The following is a 24034-nucleotide window of genomic DNA, read 5'->3' as shown; positions in this document are numbered from 1 at the left end:
TTATAAAGGCTCCTTTTGTAATGTAATATTATATTGAATTTTCTTTAAAATTTTAATAGCAATTTGTTTTTCCTCTGCAGAAATACCGTTTTCTAAAAATGAAATACAATTTTTTAAAACAGGGATTGTTTTTTTATAAACTGCTCTACCTTCATCAGTTAAAAAAACATGGCTTATTCTCTTATCCTCGTTACTCCTTTTTCTCTTTATATAATTTTTTGCTTCCATTTTAGAAAGCAATCTCGTTAAGGTAGATTTATTTCTGAGGGTTAAAAAAGCTAACTCATTTTGATTTAACCCGTTTTTTTGATGCAGTTTTTTTAAAACAATCACTTGTTCTTTACTTAAATCTAAATTGTGTTTTTTTAAATCTTCCTGGAAATAGTAATCAACAATCTTAGCTGTTTTTCCTAACCATGGAATTATCGCGTTTTCAAAATCCACAAAATCTTCTGAAAATTTCATGCTACGAAACTAACACAAAACTATTTAGTTGCATACACAACTAATGTTAAAAAAATCCTAAGACATTTTAGAAAACAGAAAAGGGATGCTAATTAGCATCCCTTTTCTAACTCTTTATTAATTAAAAATTATTCTTTAATTCTTTTGTCTTCGTATTTAGTATCTGCTAAACGAGAAAATGAAAATCTTGGGTTATTATATTTAAGGTTTAAAGCATCATTATCACTATCAAAAGTTAATAGTGTTTCACTTTGCATATGATTTAAGCCTCTAAAAGAACTAAAATTATTTCCTTGAATTTGAACAAATTTTAATTTTGTTAAATCTTTTAAACTTTCTGGAGCTACACCATCAAAATTATTATACGCTAAAACTAACGATGTTAAAACAGATAATTTTCCTAAATCTATACTTATTTGTCCAGAAAATTTATTTCCAAAAAGTTCTAACTGTTCTAATTTTGTAAGAGACTCTATTGCTTTTGGTAAATTTCCTGTAAGATAGTTACTAGATAAATTAAGTAATTCTAAATTTACTAAAGCTCCTATTCCACTTGGAATTTTGCCTTCTAATTTATTATTAAAAAGGGTTAATTCTTTTAATTTATTCCATTTAGAATAGTCTTTAGGTAAATTCCCTTTTAAACTATTCATTTCAAGTTTTAGGATTTTAAGATTTTCTAAATCTGTTATTTCATTTGGTATTGTTCCATGTAAATTATTAAAAGCTAAATTTAATTTTTCTATGTGCTTTAATCCTTTAATGCCTTTTGGAAGTTTACCATCTAAATTATTTCTATGTAGATTTATAGAAATAACGTGGTTATTTTCTACTTGCACTCCATACCATGTAATAACTTGGTCATTTAAATTCCAAGTATTTGTCCAACCTTCACCGTTTGTAGCATTATATAAACTTAGTAATGCGGCTTTTTCTGCTTTTGGAATCTGAGCATATATAGCACTCGTAAAAAATAAAAATAAAAGAACCTTTATCGGGGAAAAAATTCGTTTCATAATATAGACTATTAGTAGGTTGGTTTAAATATAGAATGAAAAATTGCAAATCTGTTTTTAGGATAGGGCAATTACTAAACTACATTAATATACTACTAACGTAAAATATATAGTTTTCTGATAAATTTTACATTATTTTTATTGATTTAACAATACTAAATAAAAAAAGGGGTGCACCACACACCCCCACCATTAACCAAACTAACTAAAATTATTTTTAATCCTCATCATTAAACTTTGTATCTGCCATTCTAGACTTACTAAAGTTTAAATCTTTAAATTCTAAATTTTCTTCATCTTTATCATAGTCAAAAACCAAAAACTGTTTACTATCCATCATTTGTAAATTCTTAAAAGAATTAAATTCATTATTCTGGATTTGCAGTACTTCTAAACTTGCTAATTGACCAAATTCTTCTGGTATAGCCCCATTTAATTGGTTATTTGCTAAAACTAATTCTTTAAGTTTACTTAAGTTCCCCATTTCATTTGGGATAGAACCATATAAAGAGTTTTCAAAAAGACCTAAAACTTCTAAGTCTTCTAAACTTCCTAATGAATTTGGAATTTCTCCTCTTAAATTATTACTAGATAAGTTTAATACTTTTAAACTTGCCATTTGTCCAATACTCTCTGGAATTTTACCACTAATAAAATTATTAAACATTGTTAATTCCTGTAAACCTGCTAAATTTCCTAATTGCTTAGGTAAATCTCCTTTTATACGGTTCATCTCTAATTTTAATGTCTCTAAATTTTCTAAAAACACTATTTCTTTTGGAATTTCTCCTGTAATAGAATTAAAAGCAAGATTTAATTTTGTTAAAAAAGTTAGCTTACCAATACTCGTTGGAAGATGCCCCATTAGATTATTCCTAAATAAACTAATTTCTACTACATGATTACCTTCTACAGTAACTCCATACCATGAAGATACCGGTGCATTTAAATCCCATTTTTTAATCCAATGCGCTCCGTTTGTACTTTCATACAAATCTAATAACGCCTTTTTTTCTTTTTTAGAAACTTTAGCTAACATTAAATTTGAAGTTATAAATGCCAGAAATAAAATATATAATCCTTTTTTCATATCTATTTTTTTTCGCTTCTTGTAAATCTAAACAATAATTAAATACTGATGATTAAGAATTGCCTTACAAATATGAAGTATTAACAGCTAAAAATCAAAAAAAATCGGTGAACTACTGTATTTTGTTGTGTAGACTCGTTTTTTTGTGGTGTAGGAATTTTACTACCTTTGTATTTTATTATGTTTAGCTTATTTCTTCTAACTCTGTGGTTAAATTTTCCCAGTTCTGCATTAAATCTTCTAAAGATTTTTTCTTTTTTTCATACCCATCAAAAAAATTAGGCTTTGCTATAGTTTCATCATAATTCATTAATAAGGAATGGTCAATTTCTGCAATCTCCTTTTCTAAACTAGCTATTTTACTTTCTACAGAACTTAATTTGTTCTTTAATGATTTAACTTTTTTCTGATATTGAAAGTCATTTGTATTCTTAGAAACCACTTCTTTTTTCTTAGGGTTGGTTTCTTTTTTTTCTATATTTCTAAAATTCTCTTCTTTACGCTGCTCTAGATAATAGTCTACATCTCCAAGATACTCTCTTATACGCTTATCCTTAAACTCATATACACTATTGGTTAAGCCTTGTAGAAAATCTCTATCGTGAGATACTAATATTAAAGTACCTTCAAAATTTTGTAACGCTTGTTTTAATACATTTTTAGATTTAATGTCTAAGTGGTTTGTTGGTTCATCCATCACCAAAACATTAAACGGTTGCAATAACATTTTTGCCAATGCTAACCTGTTACGCTCGCCCCCAGAAAGTACTTTCACATATTTTTCCACATCGTCTCCACGAAAAAGAAAAGAACCCAAAATATCTCGAACTTTACTTCTATTCTTTTCATTGGCGGCATCTATCATAGTATCTAATATGGTTTTATTACCATCTAAATACTCCGCTTGGTTTTGCGCAAAATATCCTATTTGCACATTATGCCCTAGTTTTAAATGCCCATCATACGTAATATCGCCAACCATTATTTTTGCTAAAGTAGATTTTCCTTGGCCGTTTTGCCCAACAAAAGCGGTCTTGCTATTTCTTTCTATTAGCAAGTTTATATTTTCTAAAACTTGTTTTTCTCCATAGCTTTTTGCCAAATCTTCTATCTCTACTACAACTTTCCCTGGAGTTATAGATATAGGAAAACGTAAATTCATAACACTATTATCATCCTCATCTACCTCTATACGGTCCATTTTATCTAACTTCTTCATTAGGGACTGTGCCATGGATGCTTTTGTAGATTTTGCTCTAAACTTTTCTATAAGCCTTTCCGCTTGCTGTATTTCTTTATCCTGGTTTTTCTGAATACTTAATTGCTGATCTCTAATTTCTTGTCTTAAGACTAAATACTCTGTATACGGTTTATTATAATCATATATTCTACCTAAAGAAATTTCTATAGTCCTATTCGTTACATTATCTAAAAACATTTTATCGTGCGAAACTATAACTACGGCCCCTGAGTAATTATTTAAAAATTGCTCCAACCATATAATAGATTCAATATCTAAGTGGTTGGTAGGCTCATCTAGTAACAACACATCATTACTTTGCAGTAATAACTTGGCAAGTTCAATACGCATACGCCAACCTCCAGAGAATGTTTCTGTTTTTTTATCAAAATCTTCACGTTTAAAACCTAAACCTTGTAGAATTTTTTCGGTTTCTCCCTGGTAATTATAACCTCCTAATATCTCATAATGATGTGTAGCATCACTTAAATCTACTATAAGTTGGTTATAGCTTTCGCTTTCATAATCTGTACGTTCTGCTAATTGGTGGTTTATTTCATCTAACTTAAGCTCTAATGCTTTTATTTCTTCAAATGCTTGGTAAGACTCTTCTAATACCGTTCTACCCAATACAAAATCTATATCCTGTCTTAAAAAACCTATTTTAATATCTTTCTCTATTGCAATAGTACCAGAGTCTATTGGCATATCTTTAGAGAGTAATTTAAGTAAGGTAGATTTTCCTGCCCCATTTTTTCCTACTAACCCAACTCGGTTACCTCCATTTAATCTAAAAGATATTTCTTGAAATAAATATTCGCCTCCAAAAGAAACAGAAAGGTTATGGATATTAAGCATTTTTTATAATTGATTTATATATTAAATAGTACACATTCTTGTACTTTTGTAAAAACATTTTGCAAATGTTAAAAAAAGGAAACAAACTCTACAGTATTTTAACAGGAACTTGTCCTAAATGTCATGAAGAAAGCATGTATTTAGACAAAAACCCTTTCCATTTAGGTAATGTTTTAAAAATGCAGGAATGTTGCTCGCATTGTAACACCAAATATAAAATAGAACCTTCCTTTTTTTATGGCGCTATGTATGTAAGTTATGGTGTTGGTATTGCCTTTGCTGTAGCAGCTTTTATTATCTCTAGATTTTTTATCCAAACTACACTTTTAAACAGCTTTTTTATTATAATGGGTACTTTGGTTGTTTTTATGCCAATTATAATGCGCCTGTCTAGAAATATATGGATTAATCTTTTTATAAAATATGATGCAACTGCAAAGAAAAAAATAAGCTAAAGTGGTTTATAGTATTTTTTTGTAAATCTAGAAATATCAATTTCGGCTGGTAATGCCTTATTACTTTCTATATATTCCAATAATAAGTTTGATGCATAAGGAGAAATCATTACTCCTCTAGAACCAAATCCATTTAAAACATACATATTAGCATGTTCTGGATGCCTTCCTAATAAAGGTCTCCTATCTGCAACGGTTGGCCTAATGCCCGCAACATGATTTACAACCTCATAATCGCATTTTAAAAAAGTATCTAGTTTTTGTAATAACTCTTCTTTTGCCTCCTCAGTTGGAGTATTGGTCTTATCTTTCCACTTATAGGTTGCCCCTACACGGTATAAATCTTTTCCTAAAGGAATAATAAATACCGATGATTTTATTACGTTACTTTCCTTTAACTCTGGCGCTTTTATAGTTAAAAGCTCTCCTTTTGTTCCATTTAGTGGCAAATAATTAAAATATGGATTACTTTTTAAACCATAGCCAGTGGCAAAAACTATTTTTTTAGCTTTTATAGTTTTATAAAAAACATGGTTTTCCTTTAAAATAAGCGCATCATAATTAAATGTCTCTTCTTGTAAAATTTCTTTCCTTCTCAAGTAAGATTTGTATGCCTTTAATAACGCTTTAGTATCTATTCTCCCTGTACCTAATACCTCTCCATAACCAAAAGGAGCATCAATTGCAGTATTTGTATTCGTTTTTATTTGGGTTGATAAAAAGGGCTGTAAAGTACTTTTATCGGCAGCTTCAAACCACATATTTTGTTCTTCTATAGATGCAAATCTTCTATATACCGGAACTTTACTGTCTAATTTAATTTTTAGCTTCTGTTCTAAATTTTGATAAAAAGGTTTTGTTAATTCTAATTGATGTTTTGCATTCCAAGCTAAAGTAAATCTCTTTAAAATTACTGGATTATATAAGCCACCAGCTACTATAGATGATGTTTGAGAAGTATCGCTAATTACTTTAAACGTTTTATTATTTTTTTCTAATTGTTCGCAAAAAGAAATACCTGCCAGCCCTAAACCTATTACTAAATAATCTACCATACTACAAAGATATTATATCTTTAAACTAAATACCTGACCTATTTTAAAATAAAAAAATCCTCAGCTTTCACTGAGGATTTTCATCATATTATATTGAATTGGAATATTCCGTGGTTAATATGCCCACATATCTTGTTCCCTGTCTCGGATAACCTCTTTTATACGTTTAGCTTCCAATAATTGAAACAATGCATTATCTGCGATATAATCGCTAACCTTACGGTCTCCATGCACATTATCTTCTCTATAAATTACGGCATTAAACCTTCTAGCATTAAGTAACATATCAAAAGATATTGGTTGCGCGGAATTACGTTGGTTAAAAACTTTTGCTTCGTGCAAAATTTGTCTTGCACTTGGGTACCATACCCAAAAAAGTTCCACTTTAGCATCTCCTGGATCCATAGATTCATCATCTATAAAGTTAACATCTGGTGCAACTGGAGCAATACCTAGTAATCTGTATTTTAATTCTCCTTGTCTTTTGTCAAAATACCAGATTCCTTTAATACGGTACTCTTCAATATCTGCAGCAGTTAAATCTCTTCTGTTAATATATTCCTGAGATATTTCTTCTCCTGCATTTAATTGCTCGTAACCGTAATCTGTTGTATCTACTTTTTGTAATGTAGCTTCTAAATCGCTAAATTTTCTTTTCTCGGTAAAATAAGAATCCACATATACATCTTCTAGTTTCCCGTTTTTAATGTTTTTAATTAAAACATCGTATAACGATCTTCTATCTGCACCTATATCAATTGTATCTATTGGGTAGTATAATGGGAAATTTACACGCTCATCTAAATCTACTGTCTCCCATATGGTTTTAGACCAAAGAATATCTCTGTCATCTACGTAACCATATTTTAATGGAGCATCATTATCTAAAGCTTTTTGCTCTGTTGTTCTAATCCCAATATCCTGCGGCTTTTTAGCATTTAAAATGTTCGCTTGGGCCATCATAGATAAGGGCATAAAACTAACAGCTCCGATTAATAAAACTTTTTTCCAATTCATTTGTAACTATTTATTGTTTTTACTCGATAATCGAGATTTATATGCTCCGAGGGTTTTCTATAATTCAAAAGATTATTTTCTTATGAATATCTCATGGGCTTATCCCGAAATTATTTATTTAAATGTGATGAGCCAACTTTTGGTTTTTAACAAACCATTTTTTAAGGTGGCTCATTACATTTATGAGTTATTAATTATTAGTTAGTAATCTCAACAACTACTGGAGATACTTTCTTTAATTTATAACCTTTATTGTTTGTGATATATGCGTTAATATCAAATATTTGAACTGCATCACCTCTTTTAGCTCTCTTCAGCGCAGATTTAGCTCTTGAGTCTAATCTACTACCTTTAACGCTAACTGTTGGTTGTCCAGGAACTTTAAATTTAAATCCGCTTACTTTAAGATTTAAATCAAAATCAAAGTCTTCTAATAATGCACCAACTGTAGACATTTCTAAGTTTTTTCTTGGCATTTTAGCAGAACCAGATTCTCCTCTAATAGCTCCAGATGGTCTTGGAATATCTTTAATTCTAAATTCAGATTTAGAAGATACTCTTTGTCCGTCAGGTAATGTACCAGAAGCAACAATACTTACTGTTCTTCCTTTTCCTGGTGTCATAATATACTTGCTACCAGAGCTTTTTCTAAGACCAGCTGCAGATGCACTAACTTTATTGTTAGGTATACCAGGTATAGAGATAGACATTGGGTTAGGAACACCACGATAAACAACGTTCATCTTATCTGCTGCAATTAATGCTGCATTAGGCTTAGATATTGTAGCAAATGTTGAAGATACAGGTACTTCTGTACGCTCACCATCTTGCATAAATACTAGATTACCTTCAATTTTGTGATCTCCAGGAGCACCAGCACTAACTAATAACTTTACCTGACCATCTTTAATCTCGTAATCTTTTCCTTCTACTAATTTTCTACCGTCTAACTTTAAGTTAACCTCATTTGGCTTAGTAGTAGCATCTTTACGACCTAATACTACACTTCCTGAAAACTTTTCTCCAGAATAGAATGCAGATTTCTCTTGCTCTAATAAAGTAGTATAGTTTGTCATAGAAACTTCGCTACTTAATTGTCCTTGTAACATAGATTTTAAAGCATCTTCTTCTGTTGCCTTAATATCAGACTGTAAAGCTGTGATTTTAGCTAAAGAAGCAATTAATGGAAAACCTTCATAATGATAGTTAATCCAATCTTGCTTAGTACCATCTCTCTTTTCAACTTTACCATTAGCATCACCAGTTTCAAATCTAGTAACAACAGATGATTTAACATCTTTCATACTTTCTGGTAAAACAGCTGATACTTGTGTGCGGTAATCGTTAATTCTTTTTAAGAACTCTTGGCCACCTTCGGCAAGATTTTCTCCTTGAAAGAATTTTTGATCTAAGAAATCTGATTTATCCATTACTGCATAATCTGTTGGATCTTCTACGCCTGTCATCATTTCTGACTTAAGACCTTCCAAATAATCATAGTAATCTTTAGATAATTCTTTTATCTTCTTTGCATCCTTATATAAAGGACCAAATTTTTCAGCATTTTCTGATGCTTTTGTTTCTAAACCTGTTAAGAAAGCTAGGTTACTTTCTGTGGTTTTTGCATTAGAAGCTTCCATTTTTACATTCATAATACCGAATGCCGCTAGAACTTCTTTACTCATATTTAAGGCCAGCATACAAATGAAAACCAAATACATTAGGTTTACCATTTTCTGACGTGGTGACTGTTTTCCTCCTGCCATGTTTTTCTAATTAGATTTTGTTATTAATTTGGGGTTATTTACTAATCTCTAATTAGTTTTTGCTCATTGCAGATAACATTCCACCATATACTCCATTTAATGAAGATAAGTTTGTAGATAAAGAGGCCATTTGCTCTTTTAATGCACTTGCATTTTGCACTACTTCTTCATTTACAGAAGCTTGCTTACTTGCACTCTCTAACTGTACTTTATAAAGACTGTTTAAAGATTCCATTTGAGCGGCAGCATGTACCATTTCTTCAGAATACTTTTTAGTAGACTCCATTGCATCTACAGTAGGTGCAATTCCTTTTGCAGCTCCTTCAAAGTTTTTAATACTAGAACCTAAGCTCTCCATTAAGTTAGCATCTACACCTGCTTCTTGTAATAAGTTATCTAATTTTTTAGATAAAGATGCTTCTGCTTCTTTAACTTCAGCAGCTTCACTTGCAGCTCTTGGAGAACCTTCTCCACCTGCTAATTCTGGATATACTAAAGACCAATCGTACTCGTCTTCTATTGGTTCGAATGCACTAATAGCAAAAATTGCTGCCTCTGTAATAAGACCTATCGCTAAAAGAACGCCACCATTTAATGGTCCTAATTCCCAGTGAAGGATTTTAAATAATGCTCCGATAATTACAATAGATGCCCCAAGACCGTAGGCCATATTAAATAATTTCTTTGTTGATTTTGACTGTGCCATAATTTAATTTAATTTAAGGTTTAATAAATAATAAAGATTTGGTTAAAATTTGATACTTGTGTTTAATTATTATTGTTTAAAATAATTCTTATCTAGTTGAATCTTCTTCTCCCATGTAATCTTGTACGGTTCTAAAACCAACATAACTACGTGCAGAATCTGCGTATTCATAATCTCTTGTACTTACTTGTAGGAAATAAGCAACATCTTTCCAAGAACCACCTCTAATAACTTTTCTTTCGTTACTACCATCGCCACCATTAGGGTTCATAGTAGACACATATTCGTAAGAGTTTGGATCATAGCTAGAATTTGTCCATTCCGAAACATTACCTGCCATGTTATACAAGTTAAAATCGTTAGGTTCGTAAGATTTAGCTTCTACAGTATATAGTGCTTGATCGGCTGCATAATCTCCACGTTGTGGTTTAAAATTTGCCATAAAACATCCTGTATCACTAATTACATAAGGACCACCCCATGGGTACGTTCCTCCTTCAATACCACCTCTTGCTGCATATTCCCATTCTGCTTCTGTAGGTAGTCTAAATTTATTTACAAATTGTTTTCCTTTACTTTTTTGGTCATCATTTTTGTGTTTAGTTCTCCAGTTACAAAAAGCTTGTGCTTGCTTCCAAGAGATACCAACTACAGGGTATTCACTATATGCATCATGCCAAAAATAATCATTGTGCATTGGCTCATTATAAGAATACTCAAAATCGCGAATCCATACCGTTGTATCTGGATAAATTTCTAACTCTTCATGACGAATAAAGTCTTTTCTACTCTTATTTTCTTTTCTAGAAGAACGTGCAGCAGCTTCAATATCCATCCAACTATACTTATATTTAAGTTTAGTAACGTCTATTGTTCTTTGCCCATTGTATGATTCTTCTTCAGGAATATAAAGAGAGTCCATTACTTCGGTATAATATTCATCTGGATATTCTGAAACGTCCCAAATAAGATTTTCATCTTTATTAAGCGCTCTTCCTTCAAAACCAGTTTCGCCCATACCAGAATAATTGTCTAACATATACTTATCGTATACAGAAGCTTTTGTAGTATCTGCATCTTTAAATACAAAATCTCCAATTCCCCCTTCTTCTGGACCTATACCTAATTCATCAGCAAGAATAGCTAATTTTGTTCTGGTAATAGAATCTTTTACCCACTCTACAAACTGGCGATATTCGCTATTTGTAATTTCAGTATCATCCATATAAAAAGAACGAACGGTTACTGTTTTGGTTGGTGCGTTAAGAACTTTAGCTTGGTCTTCCTCACTTTTACCCATAATGAAAGATCCTCTTGGGATTAATTCCATTCCGTAGGGTTTTTCCGGATACCATTTCTTTCCTTGGACTCCGACTAGCTCTCCTTTAGTTTTAGACCCACAACTCGTGAGTAAAAAAACAAACGCTATAGATGATAACAATAGCTTCTTCATACTTTAGGTTAAATTTCGATTATGGTTAAAAATTGCAAACACAATTGTTTATTCTACTCTCTAAAACTACGTTTTGAGCAAATTATTGTATTGTACTTGTAATCCTTTTAAAAAAATTTTATGTTAATTAAAGCCTTTCTTATATGCTTTAAACCACCTTTCCGGAATATTTTGATTACATGCATCTAAATAGTCCTTTTCTGTGCATGGTAATAACGCAGGTGAATTTGTTTTAGTATGTGAAGATATTATTGATGGTACTTCTACCCACCATCTTTCTGTTAACAAGCTCTTATGAAAAATAAGTTCTTCGGTCTCATTAGGTACTATATACTTATTAAAGTCTGTATTTGAGTATGGAGATTCTTCTATTCTAAAGTTAAAACCTTCTACAAAATACCACATCATTTGTGCAATTAATTGGCTAGACTGCACTGTATTTTCCATTTCATAAATACCAAATACGCTAACTTTATCACTAATACCAGCGTATCTTGCAATGGCACAAATTTCTGGCCCACTAAATCCGTTTGGAGAAAAATTAGCAGATAAGCAAATTTCACTAGCTCTTATTGCTCTTGTATCTAAGCTTACCATATGTGCGTTTCTTAGCACAGGTTCTGCCAGAGTAATGTCGTTAACCATTTCTCCTAACCTATAGGAATCAAAAAAAAGACGCTCCATAAGGTCTAATTCTTCTTGCGCATTAAAATAACTTTGGTATCCTATGTTAGAGAAGTTAAATAAGTTATTGGGCTTATCTGTAATAATTTTACTCATATAAGAATGAGAAGAAATAAGTTCATCTTCCATTCCAAAATCAAAGCGGCTATCTACAGCCACTAAATTAATCATGTCTTTTATACCATCAAAAGCTCTGTAAGCTGCATAGGTAATATCTTGTGTTGCTCCTAAAATAATAGGAACTATATTTTCTTCTAGTAATCCTGCAACAATTTCTTTTACTACAAAGTATGTATCTTCAACAGATTCTCCTTCTTCAATGTCTCCCATATCTACAATGGTAGAATTCCAATTGCCAGACATTAATTTGTAAAACTGTATCCTTATAGCAGAAACATCTAACTTTTCTGTTTTTTTTTCAAAAGCATTTCTAGACTCTTTTACACCTAAAAGGGCTATGGATGCATTTGCCAAGACCGGTAAACCATCTCTTTCTGTGTGCGCATAAATATTTTTCCCTAAAGATTGTTCTGGTAACAACTCGCAATGTGCCATTACTTTATCTTCTACAGGCACTAAAAAATCATACGCCATATTTATTTCTTAGCTTTTGGTTTTGCTTTTGCTTTTGGCTTTGCCTTTGCTTTTTTCTTAGGTGTTTTTGCCTCTATTAAAGCTTTTGCTTCTTCTAAAGTCATAGCTGCAGCATCTACAGTTTTTGCGAGTTCTACTTTAATTTTTCCTTTTAGAACATTATGCCTTCCCCATCTTGCCTTTTCTACACGTATGCCTTCTTCTTCCCAATTATGAACAACTTTATCTATTTCTTTTTGCTTTTTAGTTTCAATAAGTTCTTCAATATCTGCTTGAGAAAGATTATCAAAATCGTATTTCTTGTTTACGTTAATAAACATTCCATCCCATTTAATAAAAGGTCCAAAACGACCCACTCCTTTCTGCACATCCTTATTTTCATAAGTTGCAATAGGAGCATCTGCTTTTTGCTTTTCAATAATAAGTTCTATGGCTCTTTCCATAGTAACATTCATAGCACTTTCGTCTTTTGGAAGAGAAATAAATTTCTTTCCAAAACGAACGTATGGCCCAAATCTACCAACATTTGCAGCAACTTCTTCTCCTTCATAAACTCCTAATTCTCTAGGTAATTTAAAAAGTTCCATTGCTTCTTCATAGGTAATACTTCCTAAATTTTGTTCTGGAAGTAAACTAGCAAATAATGGTTTCTCTTCTTCTTCTGCGGTACCAATTTGTACCATAGGTCCAAATCTTCCTAAACGTACAGAAACCTGTCTGCCAGATTTTGGGTCTTTTCCTAAAATACGTTCTCCACTTGCTCGCTCTGCATTTGCTTCTACATCTAAAACTGTTGGATGAAAATCTTTGTAAAAAGTTTTCATTACTTTTTTCCAGTCTTCTTCGCCTGTTGCTATTTCATCAAAATCTTCTTCTACTTTTGCTGTGAAATTATAATCTAAAATGTTAGCAAAATTACTTACTAAGAAATCGGTAACAATCATTCCAATATCTGTAGGTACCATTTTACCTTTATCTGACCCTACAGTTTCCGTAAGGTTCTTTTCCTTTACAGTATTTGCCTCTAAAACTAACTGGGTGTATTTTCTTTCTACACCTTCTATAGTTCCTTTCTCAATATATCCCCTATTTTGAACTGTAGAAATAGTTGGGGCGTAAGTAGATGGTCTTCCTATTCCTAATTCTTCTAATTTCTTAACCAAAGAAGCTTCTGTAAATCTATATGGTGCTCTAGAAAAACGCTCTGTAGCTGTAATATATTTGTTGCTTAAAGCTTCCCCAACTTGCATTGCAGGCAACATACCTTCTTGCTCTTCTGCTTGATCCTCATCATCAGAACTTTCTAAATACACTTTTAAGAAACCATCAAATTTTATAACCTCTCCATTTGCTGTAAACTCTTCAGAATGGGTATTGGTTTTTATTTTAACATTGGTACGTTCTAACTGAGCATCACTCATTTGAGATGCTATAGTACGCTTCCAAATAAGTTCATATAATTTAGACTGATCACGTTCTAAAGAAACAGAAGACTTTAACATATCTGTAGGTCTTACTGCTTCATGCGCTTCTTGTGCCCCTTTAGTTTTCCCTGTAAAATTACGTACTGTACTATAGGATTCTCCATAGTTTTGTATAATAGCATCTTTTGCAGCAGTAATAGCTTCACTAGAAAGATTTACACTATCCGTTCTCATGTATGTAATAAGACCTGCTTCATATAATCGTTGTGCCACTTGCATGGTTCTACCTACCGAAAAATATAATTTCCTAGATGCTTCTTGCTGTAATGTAGATGTTGTAAATGGTGCTGATGGCGACTTCTTAGCCGGTTTTTTATCTAAGTTTCCTACTGAAAAATTAGCATCTATATTCTTATCTAAAAACGCTTGTGCATCTTCTTTAGAAGCAAATGTTTTATTAAGTTTAGCAGTAAACACACTACCTTCTTTGGTAACAAATTGCGCTGCTATTCTATAGGAAGCTACTGGCGTAAACGCTTCAATACTACGTTCCCTTTCTACAATTAGACGTACTGCTACAGATTGCACTCTACCTGCAGAAAGTCCTGGCTTAATTTTTTTCCAAAGTACTGGTGATAACTGGTACCCTACCAAACGGTCTAACACCCTTCTGGCTTGTTGGGCATTTACCAAATTATAATTTATTTCTCTTGGATTTTCAATTGCTTTCTGAATTGCCGATTTAGTAATAGAGTTAAAAACAATTCTTTTTGTTTTATCTTTATCCAATTTTAGTTCCTCTGCTAAATGCCAAGAAATAGCTTCTCCCTCACGATCTTCATCACTCGCTAGCCATATAGTATCTGCTTTCTTTGCTAAATCCCTTAGTTTTTTAACTAAGGCTTTCTTATCCTTATCTACTATATATTTAGGTTCAAAATCTTTATCGACATCTACACCTAATTCTTTAGAAGGTAAATCTGCAATATGCCCAAAACTAGACTCTACTTTAAAATCTTTACCTAAAAACTTCTCTATGGTTTTTGCCTTTGCTGGCGACTCTACTATTACTAAATTCTTAGCCATTCATTCCTTTTTGAAGCAACAAAAGTAGTCGAAATTTTTAATAAAATGTTATACCTAATATATATGTATAAAAAAAAGCTCCTTAAAAAGGAGCTTTTTACTAGGTATTACTGCACTCTAATTTAACTCTAAAGTGCTTATTAACTTTATGTTATTATTTAAATACTCGTATTGATATAAGATTTCATCGCCTACCATTAATAATTGGTTTTCTAACGGAATTACATCAAAAGTATCTATATCTTTAAAATGATTTAACTCTTTTAAATTTTCAATATTAGTCTTATCGTATACTTTTAATCCTGCTTCACCATCACAAATAAATAATTTTTCATCTTTTATCCCCAGGCCATAAGGTCCCTCAAGAGGATAATTTTCCACTAAAACAGGATTAGAAATCACAGAAATATCTACAATAAATAAACCGCTCTCTGTTGCACCACAAGCATTGCCTCCTCTTAAAGTAACATACGCATAATCGCCATCTACTACAACAGGATCACATGCGGTACCATGCTGAAATTCTGAAACAAAAGTAGGAGTAGCTGGTGTAGTAATATCATAGATATACATACCGCGCATGCTTCCTAAAAAAAGATGATTCCCTCTATTAAAAATAGTTTCTATATCAAAACCTGCGAATACATCTTCTAAATCTTTTGGCGCACTTAAATCCTCAATATTAAAAACATTTATAGTATGACTATCTACCGCATATAAATAATCTTCCACAATCTTAAAACGTGCTAAAGACCCTCCTTGCCCTACGGTACGAGCATTTGCATCTTCAAAAAGAGCAATATCTGGCCCTCCAAAACGCTTTTCGTACTCTTCTACCAAACGTCTTTCTGTTACTGTTTCCCATCCAATTATAATCTCATTTTCAATATCTACCTCTCCATATTCATAAAAATCTGCTACTGGCCACACCACATTATCTCTTAAAACATTCTTTAAGCGATTTACAATTTTAATAGTATTTATATCGGATATATCTAACACCATTAAATCTGTAATACTATCTGCATATAAATAATCATCTTTTATAGATATATCTACATTACCTGCGATTTTAATAAAGGCTATTTTCTTTGGAGAAGCCGGATTAGTATTATCTATTACATGAACCCCTTTGTACTTGTCATTTATAAAAATATACTCTTTATATGCATATATTTTACCAGACTCATCTATTGGCATAGGAGCAATAATATCTACGCCATTATTAAATTCTGTTTTAGATATTTTTAAAGGTCTTGCTACTAAATAATCGGCATACTTACCATCTTCCTCTTTTTCACAAGAAAAAAAACTAAAGGTTAGAGCAACTATCATTAAAGCAAATCTAATTTTCATAACTATTTATTTTTAAGTGGTTATAAATTAGATGCATTACTTAGAAATTGGTTGCAACATTTTTTTATTTGTCCTTAAAAATTCTGATACAAATTGGTGAAAATTGCACTTTTACTATCGTATGAGGAGGTTGTTAAATTTTTAATTAATTTGGTTTTTGCTAAAAAAGGAGGTTGTAAAATATCTACCCCACTATTCTTTTTTAATCGTATTCCTTGACCAGATATAATGTCTTTATTTGGAACAAAACTATCTAAAGGCAAGTGCTCTGTAATTATAAGATATTTGTAATTCTTTAGCTTTTTAAGAAGACTTAAAATTTCTGCATTACTTATGTGTTGCATTACCTGCCTAACAATTGCACAATCTGCATTTGGTAATTTATCTTTACTAATATCTAAACATAGAAACTCTAAATTTTCTTCTTTAAAAAGGCTTTTATTTCTTTCTATAAGATTAGGAACAATATCTACAGCAATATATTTTTTAGATAGCAGCACTAATTGTTTTCCAACATTAAAATCTCCGCAACCTAAATCACAAACCTCCAAACGTGTACTAAAAGAATTTAAAAAAAGAGAAACCTCTCTTATATAAGGACCAACAATTTCTGGAGAATGAGAACCCAGTCCTGAATAAAAATCCACAGCTCCACCCCACATCTTTTTTTCATAAATCTGATGCATTACTGCCTTTGTAGGCCATGGCTCTTTTTTACGTTTTATTGTCATAAACAGATTTAATCTTACATATTTTTAAGTAAACTACCTGGCGGCAAGCCCACGAGGCATTTATTAGGAAACTAATTTTGATTTCGAGGCAAGCCTCGGAGAATTTAAATCTCGATTATTGAGTAAAAGTATCTTTTATTTTATAGATAATTCTTTATACATCGCAACATTTAAGAAACTCTCATCTATTTTTATAAAAACTTTACAACTGTCAATTTGTCATAATTTTGATTTTAGCGTTATCTTTGCAATTCTTTTAATCTAAAACGAAGCCTAGTAATTATATGGAAAAAACCATAGACGAATCTATACAAGGAACCACAATTTCTTTAGATAACGCCGACACTAATAGTCGTAAACTATATTTAGAAAGTTATGGCTGTGCTATGAATTTTGCCGATAGTGAAGTTGTAGCTTCTATTTTAACTAAGGAAGGTTTTAGTACTACTCAAAAACTAGAAGATGCAGATTTAGTTTTAGTTAATACTTGTTCTATTCGTGATAAAGCAGAACAAACGGTTCGTAAACGTTTACAAAAATTTAACGCCGTAAAAAAGGACAGACCACATTTAAAAGTTGGGGTTTTGGGCTGCATGGCAGAAAGACTAAAAAGTAAATTTCTTGAAGAAGAAAAAATAGTAGATATGGTGGTTGGCCCAGACGCTTATAAAGACCTCCCTAACCTTATCCAAGAAATTGATGATGGTAAAAATGCAGTAAACGTAATTTTATCTAAAGAAGAAACTTATGGAGATATTGCTCCAATACGTTTACACACCAATGGTGTAAATGCTTTTGTGTCTATTACACGTGGTTGCGATAATATGTGCACCTTTTGTGTAGTTCCTTTTACTAGAGGAAGAGAACGCAGTAGAGAACCACAATCTATTTTAGAAGAAGTAAACAATTTATGGAGTAAAGGATATAAAGAAATTACCCTTCTTGGTCAGAATGTAGATAGTTACTTATGGTATGGTGGCGGATTACGAAAAGATTTTGAAAATGCTTCTGAAATGCAAAAAGCTACCGCTGTTAACTTTGCTAATTTATTAGCAACAGTTGCAGAAGCACAACCCAAAATGCGAATTCGTTTTTCTACTTCTAATCCGCAGGATATGACTTTAGATGTTATAAAAACTGTGGCTAAATATAAAAATATTTGCAACCATATTCATTTACCTCTACAGAGTGGAAGTAATAGAATTCTTCGGGAAATGAATAGATTACATACTATAGAAGAGTATTTTAAATTAATAGATAATATTCGTGAAATTCTTCCTGATTGTTCTATTTCTCAAGATATGATTATTGGCTTTCCAACGGAAACAGAGGAAGACCACAAAGATACGCTTAAGGCCTTAGAATATGTAAAATATAATTTTGGATATATGTATGCCTATTCCGAAAGACCAGGAACTATGGCAGCAAGAAAATTAGAAGACGATATTCCGCAAGAAATAAAACAAAGAAGACTTGCAGAAGTAATTGCCTTGCAAAGAGAGCATTGTCATTATAGAACGCAAACACATTTAGGAAAAGTAGAAGAAGTTCTTATAGAGGGTTCTTCTAAAAAATCGGACAAACATTGGATGGGAAGAAACTCGCAAAGTACCGTAGTTGTTTTCCCAAAAGAAAATTACAAAATAGGAGATTTTGTAAATGTAAAAATTGAAGATTGCACTTCGGCAACTCTTAAAGGAACTGCTGTAGGGTATTCTGAAAATAATTAAAATACATGGAAAATATTCAAGCCATAAAACAGCGATTTGAAATTATTGGTAATGACCCAAAACTAAATCGTGCTTTAGAAAAAGCAATACAAGTTGCCCCTACAGATATTTCTGTTTTGGTTACAGGAGAAAGTGGTGTTGGTAAAGAATCTATTCCAAAAATTATACACTCTTTATCGCACAGAAAGCACGCAAAATATATTGCAGTAAACTGTGGAGCCATACCAGAAGGAACTATAGACAGTGAACTTTTTGGACATGAAAAAGGTGCCTTTACTGGAGCTACATCTACTCGAAGTGGGTATTTTGAAGTTGCTGATGGCGGTACCATTTTTTTAGATGAAGTTGGCGAATTACCCCTTACCACACAGGTACGTTTATTACGTGTTTTAGAAAATGGCGAATTTTTAAAAGTAGGCTCCTCCCAAGTGCAAAAAACAGATGTTCGTATTGTTGCCGCAACAAACGTGAATATGTTTGAAGCCATTAAAAAAGAAAAATTTAGAGAAGATTTATATTATAGACTAAGCACGGTAGAATTAAATATTCCGCCTCTTAGAGAAAGAGAAGGTGATATTCATTTACTATTTAGAAAATTTGCTTCAGATTTTGGTCAAAAGTATAAAATGCCAACTATTAGGCTAGATGATAATGCAATACAATTATTGTTAAAATATAGATGGCCAGGAAATATACGTCAACTACGTAATATTGCAGAACAAGTTTCTGTACTTGAAGAAAAAAGAAATATCACTTTAGAAACACTTAACGGATACCTTCCTAATGCTAGCAAAAACAATTTGCCGGCTGTAATTGGGCAAGATAAAAAAGAAAGTGATTTTAGTAACGAGCGTGAAATTCTTTACAAGGTTTTGTTTGATATGAAAGGGGATCTAAATGATCTTAAAAAACTAACCATGGAGTTATTAAAAAACAACGACACCCAAAAAGTACAAGAAGAAAACGAGCACCTTATTCAAAAAATATACGGTGATGCTAACGCTAATGACAACGAGGATTCACAAACAGAAGATTCTATTTTACCTATTTTACAATTGCCAGAACCAACTACTGAGAAAGCAAATGTAGCAAGACCCCTACCAACTATAGATGACAAATACCATTTTGCAGAAGAAATTGAAGAAGAAGAAACCCTATCTTTACAAGAAAAAGAAATAGAATTAATTAAAAAATCTTTAGAACGTAATAGAGGAAAACGCAAAGCTGCCGCATCTGAATTAGGGATATCTGAAAGAACATTGTACCGAAAAATTAAACAATACGATTTATAAAAAATGAAAGTATTACTTAAAACAAAAAATAGCGTATTACTTATTTTCATTGCCTTACTCTTAAATGGCTGCGGTGTTTATAATTTTACAGGTGGTAATCCTGGTACTGCAAAAACGTTTCAAGTAAACTATTTTCAAAACTATGCTTCTCAAAGTCCAGGCTCTACTTTTGAACCAGGTATGGATCGTGATTTTACATTAGCATTACAAGACCGTATTTTAAACCAATCTAATTTAGATTTAGTAAATAATGGTAACGCAGATTTATTATATGAAGGCGAAATAACCGAATACCGTATCTCTCCTATGACTGCTACAGCAGAACAAACAGCAGCACAAAATCGCTTAACTGTTCGTGTAAAATGCCGTTTTTTTAATAACACTAAAGAAGATGTAGATTTTGAACAAAATTTTTCTTTCTTTTATGATTTTGATGCCAACTTACAGTTAATTAATGTAAAAAGTACTGCGCATGAAGTTATTTTTGAACGTATAACTCAAGATATTTTTAATGCCTCCTTAGCAGATTGGTAATTTTATGAATGTAGAAGATTTCACATATTTATTAAAAAATCCGAATAAGGTTGTTACCCCTATTCAAACAAATCAATTAGAAGAAATTCTTGAAGAGTATCCGTATTTTCAAGCTGCAAGAGCATTACACTTAAAAGGACTAAAAAATTTAAATAGCTATAAATATAATAATGCATTAAAAATTACTGCTGCCTACACTACAGATAGAGACGTTCTTTTTAATTTTATAACGAGTAAAAACTTTTTACAAAGAACAAAAGAATCTAACGCTCCTGTTAAAGAAGTAGAAATAGCCGATTTAAACGTTAGTGCCGAAGAAATAAAAATCCCTGAGAAAAAAGAAAAACTTCTTATAGAAAAATCTGAAGACAAACCACTACCGCAAGACAAAGAGGACGCTAACAAAATATTAGACCCAAAGCTTTTTAAAAGTAAAGAAACGCCAAACAGCTCTACTACTGAAAAAGAAAATACAGACCCTATACAATCCTCCAAAGACCAATTAGAAATTGGAACTCCACTACCTTTTAATAAAAAGGAAAAGCATTCTTTTGCACAATGGCTTCAATTAGCATCTTTCAAAGAGATTAATAGAACAGAAGACACCCCAAAACAAAAAGAAACAAAAGAAGCACCTAATAAGGAGACCGAAAAAAAGACTCCAAAAAACAATAAATTTGACCGTATAGATACATTTATTGCTAAAAGTCCTAAAATAGTTCCGCAAAAAAACAGCACCAAAAAAATAGATATAAAAGCCTCTACAACCATTAATCAAAATGAATTAATGACACAAACCTTAGCCAAGGTTTACCTAGAGCAAAAAAAGTACAAAAAAGCAATACAGGCCTATAAAATATTAAGTTTGAAATATCCAGAAAAAAGTAGTTTCTTTGCAGACCGAATTAAAGCGGTAGAAAAATTACAACAGGATAATAATTAAGCACAATGAGCACCTTTTCCATTTTTTTGATTCTTATAATCATCGTATGTTTCTTACTAATATTAGTAATAATGGTACAAAACCCTAAAGGAGGTGGACTTTCTTCTTCTTTTGGTGGCGGTAGCACACAAGTAGTAGGTGGTGTTAAAAAAACTGGTGACTTTTTAGACAAAAGTACATGGACTCTAGCTGCTCTTTTAGTTGTTTTAATACTAGCGTCTAACATTGCTTTAAAAGGAAACTTTGGCGATGCAGATTCTAAATTATTACAAGGAGATGATATAGAAACTGTTGTTCCTGAAGAAACAGCACCTATAGAAACAACCACTCCTGCTCCAGCAACACAAGAGACTACTCCAGCAGAGTAACAACATAAAATATAATTTTAAAAAATGCCAGCTTTTATGACAAGCTGGCATTTTTTATTTAAATATGGCAGAAAAATAGCAATGGCATAATTACTGCCTAAATAAATCTAGAATTTAATAAACCAATTTAAAAATTTATATAATGGCAAAAGTAAAAATTCAACCATTAGCAGATAGAGTTCTTATAGAGCCAATGGCTGCTGAGACTAAAACCGCTTCTGGAATTTATATCCCAGACACTGCAAAAGAAAAACCTCAAAAAGGAAAAGTTGTTGCAGTTGGCCCAGGCACTAAAGATGAAGCTGTAACTGTAAAAGTTGGAGACTCTGTTCTTTATGGAAAATATGCTGGAACAGAATTAAAATTAGAAGGTACAGATTACCTAATGATGCGCGAAAGTGACATTTTAGCTATTGTTTAATTACAATTAGCTAGTAACTATATTCTAAACAAAATTTAACATTAAGCCAACAGCAAAATGCTAGAGGCAAAAAGCATAAATAAAAATGGCAAAAGACATAAAATTTGATATTGACGCAAGAGACGGACTTAAAAGAGGTGTTGATGCTCTAGCAAATGCAGTAAAAGTTACCTTAGGACCTAAAGGTAGAAATGTAATTATTAGCAAATCTTTTGGTGCTCCTGCAGTTACTAAAGATGGTGTTACTGTTGCAAAAGAAATAGAATTAGCAGATGCTCTTGAGAACATGGGAGCTCAAATGGTTAAAGAAGTTGCATCTAAAACTAATGATTTAGCTGGTGATGGTACTACTACAGCAACTGTTCTTGCACAAGCAATTGTAAAAGAAGGGTTAAAAAATGTAGCAGCTGGCGCAAATCCTATGGATTTAAAAAGAGGTATAGACAAAGCCGTGGAAGCTATTGTTGCAGACCTTGCTAAGCAATCTAAAAAAGTAGGTGATTCTTCAGAAAAAATTAAGCAAGTTGCTTCTATTTCTGCTAACAATGACGAAACTATTGGCGATTTAATTGCTAAAGCTTTTGGAAAAGTTGGTAAAGAAGGTGTAATTACTGTTGAAGAAGCTAAAGGAACAGATACGTATGTAGATGTTGTAGAAGGTATGCAGTTTGATAGAGGATACCTATCTCCATATTTTGTTACAGATTCTGAAAAAATGATAGCAGATTTAGAAAATCCTTACATCTTATTATTTGATAAGAAAATATCTGCAATGAAAGATTTACTTCCTGTGTTAGAGCCAGTTGCTCAATCTGGAAAACCTCTTTTAATAATTGCTGAAGATGTAGATGGTGAAGCTCTTGCAACTCTAGTTGTAAATAAATTAAGAGGTTCTCTTAAAATTGCTGCTGTAAAAGCTCCAGGTTTTGGAGACAGAAGAAAAGCAATGTTAGAAGATATTGCAATCTTAACTGGAGGTACTGTTATTTCAGAAGAAAGAGGTTTTTCTCTAGATAATACTACATTAGAGATGCTTGGTACTTGTGAAAAAGTTGCTATAGATAAAGACAACACTACAATTGTTAATGGTGGTGGCGATGCTAAAGTAATTAAAACTAGAGTTAACCAAATTAAAGCTCAGATAGAAACAACAACATCGGATTACGATAAAGAAAAATTACAAGAGCGTTTAGCTAAATTAGCTGGTGGTGTAGCTGTTCTTTATGTTGGTGCTGCTTCTGAAGTAGAAATGAAAGAGAAAAAAGATAGAGTTGATGATGCATTACACGCAACTAGAGCTGCTGTAGAAGAAGGTATTGTTGCTGGTGGTGGTGTTGCTTTAGTAAGAGCTAAATCTGTTTTAAGCAAGCTAAAAGCAGAAAATGCAGATGAAGAAACTGGTTTACAAATTGTTGCTAGAGCTATAGAAGCTCCTTTAAGAACTATTGTAGAAAATGCTGGTGGAGAAGGTTCTGTTGTTGTTTCTAAAGTATTAGAAGGAAAAGGAGATTATGGATACGATGCTAAATCTGAAAAGTATGTAGAAATGATGAAAGCAGGTATTATTGACCCTAAAAAAGTAACACGTGTTGCTTTAGAAAATGCTGCTTCTGTTTCTGGAATGATACTTACTACAGAATGTGCTTTAACAGATATTAAAGAAGATGCTCCTGCTGCTATGCCTCCAATGGGTGGTGGCGGAATGCCAGGAATGATGTAAAACATTTTCCTAAGAAGCACTAAAAACCCG

21 protein-coding genes are annotated in these 24034 nt (G+C 32.0%); 8 read left to right on the top strand and 13 right to left on the bottom strand.

The window, feature by feature from the left end:
- The 4 genes from CLV91_RS06945 to CLV91_RS06930 form a co-directional block, all read right to left on the bottom strand.
- Window positions 1–465: a MarR family winged helix-turn-helix transcriptional regulator gene (locus CLV91_RS06945; protein WP_121065307.1), complete on the bottom strand. Its 465-nt coding sequence runs from the start codon at window positions 463–465 to the stop codon at window positions 1–3.
- A 128-nt stretch (window positions 466–593) separates the two neighbouring features.
- Window positions 594–1481: a hypothetical protein gene (locus CLV91_RS06940; protein ID WP_121065305.1), complete on the bottom strand. Its 888-nt coding sequence runs from the start codon at window positions 1479–1481 to the stop codon at window positions 594–596.
- Between the two features lie 217 nt (window positions 1482–1698).
- Window positions 1699–2571 carry a leucine-rich repeat domain-containing protein gene (locus tag CLV91_RS06935; RefSeq protein ID WP_121065303.1) on the bottom strand — a complete coding sequence of 291 codons (873 nt, stop codon included), beginning with the start codon at window positions 2569–2571 and terminating at the stop codon, window positions 1699–1701.
- A gap of 184 nt (window positions 2572–2755) precedes the next feature.
- The gene (locus CLV91_RS06930) at window positions 2756–4669 is read right to left on the bottom strand and encodes an ABC-F family ATP-binding cassette domain-containing protein (protein ID WP_121065301.1); all 1914 of its coding nucleotides are present in this window, start codon (window positions 4667–4669) and stop codon (window positions 2756–2758) included.
- A gap of 65 nt (window positions 4670–4734) precedes the next feature.
- Here CLV91_RS06930 and CLV91_RS06925 point away from each other — a divergent pair, with 65 nt between their 5' ends.
- Window positions 4735–5124 (top strand): DUF983 domain-containing protein, encoded by a 390-nt coding sequence (locus CLV91_RS06925; RefSeq protein ID WP_121065299.1) that lies wholly within the window; start codon window positions 4735–4737, stop codon window positions 5122–5124.
- Here the strand turns inward: CLV91_RS06925 and CLV91_RS06920 are convergent.
- The 9 genes from CLV91_RS06920 to CLV91_RS06880 all read right to left on the bottom strand — a co-directional run bounded on the left by CLV91_RS06920 (window position 5121) and on the right by CLV91_RS06880 (window position 16996).
- A complete protein-coding gene (locus tag CLV91_RS06920) occupies window positions 5121–6179 on the bottom strand; it encodes an NAD(P)/FAD-dependent oxidoreductase (protein WP_121065297.1) in 1059 nt (352 codons plus the stop codon). The two genes, CLV91_RS06925 and CLV91_RS06920, sit on opposite strands and share 4 nt — an antisense overlap.
- Window positions 6180–6293: 114 nt before the next feature.
- Window positions 6294–7196: a type IX secretion system ring subunit PorN/GldN gene (gene porN / locus CLV91_RS06915; protein WP_121065295.1), complete on the bottom strand. Its 903-nt coding sequence runs from the start codon at window positions 7194–7196 to the stop codon at window positions 6294–6296.
- Between the two features lie 197 nt (window positions 7197–7393).
- Window positions 7394–8962, bottom strand: coding sequence for a type IX secretion system motor protein PorM/GldM (gene porM / locus CLV91_RS06910; protein ID WP_121065293.1), 1569 nt, complete (start codon window positions 8960–8962; stop codon window positions 7394–7396).
- A 52-nt stretch (window positions 8963–9014) separates the two neighbouring features.
- Window positions 9015–9668 carry a type IX secretion system motor protein PorL/GldL gene (gene porL, locus CLV91_RS06905; RefSeq protein WP_121065291.1) on the bottom strand — a complete coding sequence of 218 codons (654 nt, stop codon included), beginning with the start codon at window positions 9666–9668 and terminating at the stop codon, window positions 9015–9017.
- An 88-nt stretch (window positions 9669–9756) separates the two neighbouring features.
- Window positions 9757–11121, bottom strand: coding sequence for a T9SS ring complex lipoprotein PorK/GldK (porK, locus tag CLV91_RS06900; protein ID WP_121065290.1), 1365 nt, complete (start codon window positions 11119–11121; stop codon window positions 9757–9759).
- A gap of 123 nt (window positions 11122–11244) precedes the next feature.
- The gene (locus CLV91_RS06895) at window positions 11245–12399 is read right to left on the bottom strand and encodes a formimidoylglutamase (protein ID WP_121065288.1); all 1155 of its coding nucleotides are present in this window, start codon (window positions 12397–12399) and stop codon (window positions 11245–11247) included.
- A gap of 2 nt (window positions 12400–12401) precedes the next feature.
- Entirely contained in the window at window positions 12402–14909 is a 2508-nt protein-coding gene (gene topA / locus CLV91_RS06890; RefSeq protein ID WP_121065286.1) for a type I DNA topoisomerase, read from the bottom strand.
- A gap of 117 nt (window positions 14910–15026) precedes the next feature.
- Window positions 15027–16265 (bottom strand): LVIVD repeat-containing protein, encoded by a 1239-nt coding sequence (locus tag CLV91_RS06885; RefSeq protein ID WP_121065284.1) that lies wholly within the window; start codon window positions 16263–16265, stop codon window positions 15027–15029.
- Between the two features lie 74 nt (window positions 16266–16339).
- On the bottom strand, window positions 16340–16996 hold the full coding sequence (locus tag CLV91_RS06880) for a class I SAM-dependent methyltransferase (protein WP_121065282.1): 657 nt from the start codon (window positions 16994–16996) through the stop codon (window positions 16340–16342).
- 284 nt (window positions 16997–17280) lie between these two features.
- Between CLV91_RS06880 and miaB the strand changes: the two genes are divergently transcribed.
- From miaB to groL, 7 genes are all read left to right on the top strand, one after another.
- Window positions 17281–18726, top strand: a complete 1446-nt coding sequence (gene miaB / locus CLV91_RS06875; RefSeq protein WP_121065280.1) for a tRNA (N6-isopentenyl adenosine(37)-C2)-methylthiotransferase MiaB — start codon at window positions 17281–17283, stop codon at window positions 18724–18726.
- 5 nt (window positions 18727–18731) lie between these two features.
- A complete protein-coding gene (locus CLV91_RS06870) occupies window positions 18732–20018 on the top strand; it encodes a sigma-54 interaction domain-containing protein (RefSeq protein WP_121065277.1) in 1287 nt (428 codons plus the stop codon).
- A gap of 3 nt (window positions 20019–20021) precedes the next feature.
- On the top strand, window positions 20022–20552 hold the full coding sequence (locus tag CLV91_RS06865) for an LptE family protein (RefSeq protein WP_121065275.1): 531 nt from the start codon (window positions 20022–20024) through the stop codon (window positions 20550–20552).
- A 4-nt stretch (window positions 20553–20556) separates the two neighbouring features.
- Window positions 20557–21495 (top strand): hypothetical protein, encoded by a 939-nt coding sequence (locus tag CLV91_RS06860; protein WP_121065273.1) that lies wholly within the window; start codon window positions 20557–20559, stop codon window positions 21493–21495.
- Between the two features lie 5 nt (window positions 21496–21500).
- Window positions 21501–21863 (top strand): preprotein translocase subunit SecG, encoded by a 363-nt coding sequence (gene secG / locus CLV91_RS06855; RefSeq protein ID WP_121065270.1) that lies wholly within the window; start codon window positions 21501–21503, stop codon window positions 21861–21863.
- Between the two features lie 142 nt (window positions 21864–22005).
- Entirely contained in the window at window positions 22006–22284 is a 279-nt protein-coding gene (locus CLV91_RS06850) for a co-chaperone GroES (RefSeq protein ID WP_121065268.1), read from the top strand.
- A gap of 85 nt (window positions 22285–22369) precedes the next feature.
- Complete coding sequence (gene groL, locus CLV91_RS06845) at window positions 22370–24004, top strand: chaperonin GroEL (RefSeq protein WP_121065266.1); 1635 nt, start codon at window positions 22370–22372, stop codon at window positions 24002–24004.
- The last annotated feature ends 30 nt before the right edge of the window (window positions 24005–24034 follow it).

The sequence above is a fragment of the Maribacter vaceletii genome (assembly GCF_003634105.1).
Lineage (GTDB): Bacteria > Bacteroidota > Bacteroidia > Flavobacteriales > Flavobacteriaceae > Maribacter_B > Maribacter_B vaceletii.
This window is presented reverse-complemented; position numbering and strand designations above follow the sequence as displayed.

Bases quoted from the DNA above. Each gene is read 5' to 3' on its own strand.
- porN (WP_121065295.1), bottom strand. From the start codon at position 7,196: ATGAATTGGAAAAAAGTTTTATTAATCGGAGCTGTTAGTTTTATGCCC.
- porM (WP_121065293.1), bottom strand. From the start codon at position 8,962: ATGGCAGGAGGAAAACAGTCACCACGTCAGAAAATGGTAAACCTAATG.
- CLV91_RS06895 (WP_121065288.1), bottom strand. From the start codon at position 12,399: ATGGCGTATGATTTTTTAGTGCCTGTAGAAGATAAAGTAATGGCACAT.
- CLV91_RS06925 (WP_121065299.1), top strand. From the start codon at position 4,735: ATGTTAAAAAAAGGAAACAAACTCTACAGTATTTTAACAGGAACTTGT.
- porL (WP_121065291.1), bottom strand. From the start codon at position 9,668: ATGGCACAGTCAAAATCAACAAAGAAATTATTTAATATGGCCTACGGT.
- CLV91_RS06850 (WP_121065268.1), top strand. From the start codon at position 22,006: ATGGCAAAAGTAAAAATTCAACCATTAGCAGATAGAGTTCTTATAGAG.
- CLV91_RS06880 (WP_121065282.1), bottom strand. From the start codon at position 16,996: ATGACAATAAAACGTAAAAAAGAGCCATGGCCTACAAAGGCAGTAATG.
- CLV91_RS06865 (WP_121065275.1), top strand. From the start codon at position 20,022: ATGAAAGTATTACTTAAAACAAAAAATAGCGTATTACTTATTTTCATT.
- topA (WP_121065286.1), bottom strand. From the start codon at position 14,909: ATGGCTAAGAATTTAGTAATAGTAGAGTCGCCAGCAAAGGCAAAAACC.
- CLV91_RS06930 (WP_121065301.1), bottom strand. From the start codon at position 4,669: ATGCTTAATATCCATAACCTTTCTGTTTCTTTTGGAGGCGAATATTTA.
- CLV91_RS06935 (WP_121065303.1), bottom strand. From the start codon at position 2,571: ATGAAAAAAGGATTATATATTTTATTTCTGGCATTTATAACTTCAAAT.
- CLV91_RS06940 (WP_121065305.1), bottom strand. From the start codon at position 1,481: ATGAAACGAATTTTTTCCCCGATAAAGGTTCTTTTATTTTTATTTTTT.
- secG (WP_121065270.1), top strand. From the start codon at position 21,501: ATGAGCACCTTTTCCATTTTTTTGATTCTTATAATCATCGTATGTTTC.
- CLV91_RS06860 (WP_121065273.1), top strand. From the start codon at position 20,557: ATGAATGTAGAAGATTTCACATATTTATTAAAAAATCCGAATAAGGTT.
- porK (WP_121065290.1), bottom strand. From the start codon at position 11,121: ATGAAGAAGCTATTGTTATCATCTATAGCGTTTGTTTTTTTACTCACG.
- groL (WP_121065266.1), top strand. From the start codon at position 22,370: ATGGCAAAAGACATAAAATTTGATATTGACGCAAGAGACGGACTTAAA.
- CLV91_RS06945 (WP_121065307.1), bottom strand. From the start codon at position 465: ATGAAATTTTCAGAAGATTTTGTGGATTTTGAAAACGCGATAATTCCA.
- CLV91_RS06870 (WP_121065277.1), top strand. From the start codon at position 18,732: ATGGAAAATATTCAAGCCATAAAACAGCGATTTGAAATTATTGGTAAT.
- miaB (WP_121065280.1), top strand. From the start codon at position 17,281: ATGGAAAAAACCATAGACGAATCTATACAAGGAACCACAATTTCTTTA.
- CLV91_RS06885 (WP_121065284.1), bottom strand. From the start codon at position 16,265: ATGAAAATTAGATTTGCTTTAATGATAGTTGCTCTAACCTTTAGTTTT.
- CLV91_RS06920 (WP_121065297.1), bottom strand. From the start codon at position 6,179: ATGGTAGATTATTTAGTAATAGGTTTAGGGCTGGCAGGTATTTCTTTT.